The sequence below is a fragment of the Synechococcus sp. R6-7 genome, from assembly GCF_047461695.1.
GTDB lineage: Bacteria > Cyanobacteriota > Cyanobacteriia > Thermostichales > Thermostichaceae > Thermostichus.
The window spans coordinates 1-4,560 of record NZ_JANSHS010000212.1 but is presented as its reverse complement, the minus strand read 5'-3'; the positions used below and the strand labels follow the sequence as shown (position 1 = coordinate 4,560).

The window sequence follows — 4,560 nt, the reverse complement described above, 5'->3', positions numbered from 1 at the left end:
CCCGGATTTGGCCAGGGTGCAAAAGGGGGGCCACCAAGTCTAGATAAAGCTGGTAGCCAATCACCACCTCAGCTTGGGCTAAAGCCAGGCGGGCGGCCAAGGTCAATTGAGCGGGATCGCCGGGGCCGGTGCCGATAAGCCACAGATGGCCACTGCGAGGGGAATATTCCCGGGCAGCGCGGGCAATGGCCAGGGTACAGGCCCCTTCGGTTTTCGAGGTGAAGACCTGCTTGGGGCAGAGGAGGGTTGCTCCCCCAAAGGGCTCTACCTTCTCCGCAACACAGGATGGCCTCTCAGGAACCTTGTCACCTCTTCCCCAAGTCTGACAAGTCTGAGCTGCCAAGAGGGCAGCCGCCTCCGCTACCGAGGGAGTGCCCACCGCCTGCCGAACGGCCTCCGAAGGGTGGGGAACCGGGATCCCAGCCAAAGCCTCTGCCGGGAAAAACTCAATGGGCCAGCCATAGGCTTGGGCCAGCTCCAAAAGACCCGGCTCGTCTTGCTTGAGCTCTAGGGTGGCCAGGCCGGCAATGGCCTCGAACGCCAGCCCCTGGGCCTGCAGCAGGCGGCGCAGGGATCCCTCTAGCCAAGCGCGGGTGGTGCCCCGCTCGCAGCCCACCCCCACCCACAGCACCCGCGGATGCCAGTGCACTGTCGGGATCCCCGTGGGAGGGGAGAGGTATTCCCCAATCCAGATCTGGGCAACGGGATGGGGAGGAGAGGAGGCCACTAGGGGATGATCTGCCGGCCAAGCTTGTCGCCAAAGCCGCGTGCCGCAGGTCTGGTGAACGGCCACCGGCTCTCCCCGCGTCAAGGCGGCTGCCACCCCGTTCCAATCTCCAGCGCCCCGCCGCCAGCCGTAGGGATCCCCCAGCAAATCCAAAGGCGGGATCCCCAGCCCTGCAGAAGCAGAGGTGAGAACCGGCTGGGCCCCCAAAGCAGCAGCCACCTGTCGGGCCAGGGCATCGGCTCCCCCCACATGTCCGCCGCACAGGCTAATGGCCCAGCGACCGGCTTCGTCCACCACCACCACCGCCGGATCCCGCTGCTTATCCTGCAGGAGAGGGGCAATGAGCCGCACCACCGAGCCGGCAGCCAGGATGAAAAGACAGCCCTGCACCTGGGGCCAGGTTTGGGCAACGGCTTCTGCTAGGGAGCCTGGCGCTGTGGGATGGCTGGGATCCCCGTAGGCTTGCCAGGGGGAGGGCAGCCCCTGCGGGTCAGCTTTGCTCCAGCAGCTCACCTCCTTGCCCAAGAGCGGGATCAGAGAGTTGGCCAACCGGCGGGCGCGCGGGCTGGGGGCAAACAGAGCAAGCTTCATCGAGCGTGGGCCAAGGCCAGGATTCTCCCCGGATCCTATACTGGACATAGAGCCACCCGCGAAGGGACAAGTGCCGATGGTCATCCCACCTGGACTGATGCTGCCCCTAATCCCCCTGGAGGTTTTGCTCTCCACGAAGGGGCTGATGTTTTTGCTGCTATCGGCCTATGGGGGGGCCATGTGGACATTTTTAAGTGGCGCTCCCCGTGTCCACACCATCATCGTGCCGGACTTGGAGCAGGCCAGAGGGTTTTACGAGAAGGTGTTGAAACTGCCGGAAGCGGAGCTGCCCCTGCAGTACTACTACGGCTACGAGCAAAGCATGGTCGGCTACAGCCTAGGATCCGCTTACTTTCCAGGGGATATTGGCCTCAGTCCCCGCTTCGATGCCAAAGCCCGTCCCACCTCTGGGCCCACCCAATTGGATACCCCCGGACTTTGGTACCAACTCTCCGACAATGTTCAATTGCACGTGATCCCTGGCTCTACAGATCCCTATGCGGGGTCCGGTTCCTACGGCAACGCCTCTAGGCCTAGCTCCTCATCTGCTTCTGCTTACGGGACTGTACCGGCAGCGGGCCGCAGCAGCGGCGTTCGCTATCGCCATGTCAGCTATGAGCGGGAGTCCCTTAAGGCCCTTCTGAAGCGAATCAACAAACAAGGGATCCGCAACAGCATTCGCTCCGAGAAGCCCTTCGTCTTTTGGGTGCGGGATCACCAGGGTCAGATTATCGAATTTGCCGAACTGAAAGGCTGACGGGATCCCCTAAGATTGGTAAAGGAAAGCCAAAAGTCGGCGGTGGGGAGACGCCAACGGATGAAACGGGTGCTGCTGCTGGTGCTGTGTTTGCTGTGGCTCGGGGTGTGGGGCGGCCAGCCGGCCGTGGCTCTATCGCGGGCCAAAGACAATCCGGTGGTGAGCGTGCAATCCCCAGCCAAGGACTTCATCACCACCGAGTCGGGATTGCAATACTACGATATTGCTCAAGGCAGTGGGCCTTCGCCTCAGCCGGGGCAAACGGTGGTGGTGAACTACGTGGGCAAACTACAGGATGGCACCATCTTCGATAGCTCCTACAGGCGCAATCAGCCTTTTATCTTCACCTACGGAGTAGGGCAGGTGATCCGTGGCTGGGAGGAAGGGCTGGCCACCATGCGAGTGGGGGGCAAGCGGTACTTGCGCATTCCGCCGGAGTTGGCCTATGGCAGCCGCGGCGCCGGCGGCGTGATCCCCCCCAACGCCACCCTGGACTTTGAAGTGGAACTCCTAAGCATTCAGTAGGCTGGAACGGTGCTTGAGGGATCCCCTGTGCCAGCCGTGCAGCCCGTCCCAGCAGAGAGATCTAAGGGATTTGATCCGGCCTCAGAGAAGTCTCAACTGCGCCAGCACTTTCGCCAGCTACGGCAGAGGTTGGACAGATCCCTTATCAGCCAGAAGATCGTGGCTCATTTGGCCTCTTGCCCCCAACTTTTGGCTGCCAAAACCATCCTGGCCTATGTGGCCTTCGGCTCCGAGGTGGACTTGGGATCCCTGTTTGTCCTTTTCCCGGAGAAGCAGTGGGGGATCCCCCGTTGTCTGCCGCGGCGGCAAATGCAGTGGCACCGCTACCAGCCGGCTGAGCTGATTCCCAATCGCCGGGGGCTACTGGAGCCCTCTCCCCACAGCAAAACCCTCGACCCCACCGAGGCGGATTTGATCCTGGTGCCTGCCCTGGCCTGCGATCGGTGGGGAAGGCGTTTGGGCTATGGCGGCGGCTATTACGACCGCTTTTTGGCCTCTCTGCCGGATCCCAGTGTGCCCAAGTGGGGCATTGTCCCCCAAGCCTGCCTACTGGAGCAGCCTCTACCTCAGGATCCTTGGGATCAGCGCCTGGATGGGATCCAAACCGAGGAGAGGTTCTACGAGACGGGGATCCCCTAGACTAAAGAGGGTGGGCCTTGGAGGAAAAACGATGAGCCAAGTTTGGAAGCCGGCGCAGTGGCTAACCCAAAAGCTGCGTCTTGTCTGCATGAGCTTTGGCTGTGTGGCATTGGCGGTGCTCTTGATGGGCTTTGGGGCGATCCCCCTGCAACTGAAGGATCTCCACGTCACCCCCTGTCCCGATACCCCCGAATACACCAACCTGGTGACCAGCAACGGCAACCCCATACCGGCCAGGTGCCTGTTCGTCGAAGGCACAGTGGTCAACCGCTCCAAAAATACCCTGCTGAACGCGGATGTCTTCGGTCGGCTTTACGATGCCAACGGCAACGAGGTTCTGCCGGAGCGTACCCGCCTGGGGGCCATTGCAGAAGTTCCTCCCGGCGAGAGCCCTTTTTCAATTCGCATCTCGGTGCCCATAACCAGCCCCCTGCCCCTCACCCTGGAGCAATTCAAGGCCAGCGGCTTCAGCGGTACCGTGCGCCGATGAGGTCCAAAGCTGGCGGCTGAACTCCACCTGGGTGGGGCGCTCAGGCAAATGGAGCTGGGCAACCACAGGCGGGGTTTGGGCGATCAGCCGGCCCCGGCGGAAGACATACAGGCAAGCTGGTTTCAGGCGAATGGCTTCGACGGCATCGGCGGCCTGGAGCACCACCAGATCGGCGTAGCAGCCGGGTTCCAGGCCGTAGCCTTCCAACCCCAGAATGCGGGCCGGGTTTTCTGTTACCGCCAAAAAACACTGGCGCATCTGCTCATAGCCAGTCAGTTGGGCGGCGTGGATGGCCATGTGGGCCACCTCCAGCATGTTGCCGCTGCCCAAAGGGTACCAGGGATCCATCACGCAATCCTGGCCAAAGGCTACCGTCAAGCCTGCGTCCATCAGCTCGGGCACCCGGGTCAGCCCCCGCCGCTTGGGGTAGGTGTCGTGGCGACCTTGGATGACCATATTGACCAGCGGGTTGGCGATCACCCCCAGCTCTGCCTCGGCCATCAGGGGAATGAGTTTGCTCACGTAGGCGTTGTCCATTGAGTGCATCGAGGTGAGGTGGGAGGCGGCTACCCGCCCCTGCAAGCCCAGCCGCAGCGTTTCGTAGGCCAAGGTTTCCACATGGCGCGAAAGCGGATCGTCGGTCTCGTCGCAGTGCAGATCCACCCGCAGGCCGCGCGCCGCAGCAATCTCGCACAGGGCCCGCACCGAAGCTGCTCCCTCGGCCATCGTCCGCTCGAAGTGGGGGATCCCGCCCACCACCTCCACCCCCAAATCCAGAGCCTTCTCCAGAAGCTGCACCGCCCCTGGCGAGCGATAGTAGCCATCCTGGGG

General features: G+C 62.5%; 6 protein-coding genes. 4 read left to right on the top strand and 2 right to left on the bottom strand.

Annotated features, from left to right (window positions below):
- The coding region (locus tag NW815_RS07050; protein ID WP_414415844.1) for a cobalamin biosynthesis protein at positions 1 to 1,318 on the bottom strand (1,318 nt) is incomplete at its 3' end.
- 76 nt (positions 1,319 to 1,394) lie between these two features.
- On the opposite strand from NW815_RS07050, the gene NW815_RS07045 reads away from it, so the two are divergent.
- Genes NW815_RS07045 through NW815_RS07030 form a run of 4 tightly spaced genes read left to right on the top strand, consistent with a single transcriptional unit; the run spans position 1,395 to position 3,729 of the window.
- Positions 1,395 to 2,075 carry a hypothetical protein gene (locus tag NW815_RS07045; RefSeq protein ID WP_011432060.1) on the top strand — a complete coding sequence of 227 codons (681 nt, stop codon included), beginning with the start codon at positions 1,395 to 1,397 and terminating at the stop codon, positions 2,073 to 2,075.
- 60 nt (positions 2,076 to 2,135) lie between these two features.
- Positions 2,136 to 2,600 carry an FKBP-type peptidyl-prolyl cis-trans isomerase gene (locus tag NW815_RS07040; protein ID WP_414388404.1) on the top strand — a complete coding sequence of 155 codons (465 nt, stop codon included), beginning with the start codon at positions 2,136 to 2,138 and terminating at the stop codon, positions 2,598 to 2,600.
- A 36-nt stretch (positions 2,601 to 2,636) separates the two neighbouring features.
- The gene (locus tag NW815_RS07035) at positions 2,637 to 3,239 is read left to right on the top strand and encodes a 5-formyltetrahydrofolate cyclo-ligase (RefSeq protein WP_414415843.1); all 603 of its coding nucleotides are present in this window, start codon (positions 2,637 to 2,639) and stop codon (positions 3,237 to 3,239) included.
- Between the two features lie 31 nt (positions 3,240 to 3,270).
- Positions 3,271 to 3,729 carry an FxLYD domain-containing protein gene (locus NW815_RS07030; RefSeq protein WP_414332474.1) on the top strand — a complete coding sequence of 153 codons (459 nt, stop codon included), beginning with the start codon at positions 3,271 to 3,273 and terminating at the stop codon, positions 3,727 to 3,729.
- Here the strand turns inward: NW815_RS07030 and NW815_RS07025 are convergent.
- A partial coding sequence (locus tag NW815_RS07025) for a cytosine deaminase (RefSeq protein WP_414415842.1) occupies positions 3,637 to 4,560 on the bottom strand: 924 nt, incomplete at its 5' end. The genes NW815_RS07030 and NW815_RS07025 overlap by 93 nt on opposite strands.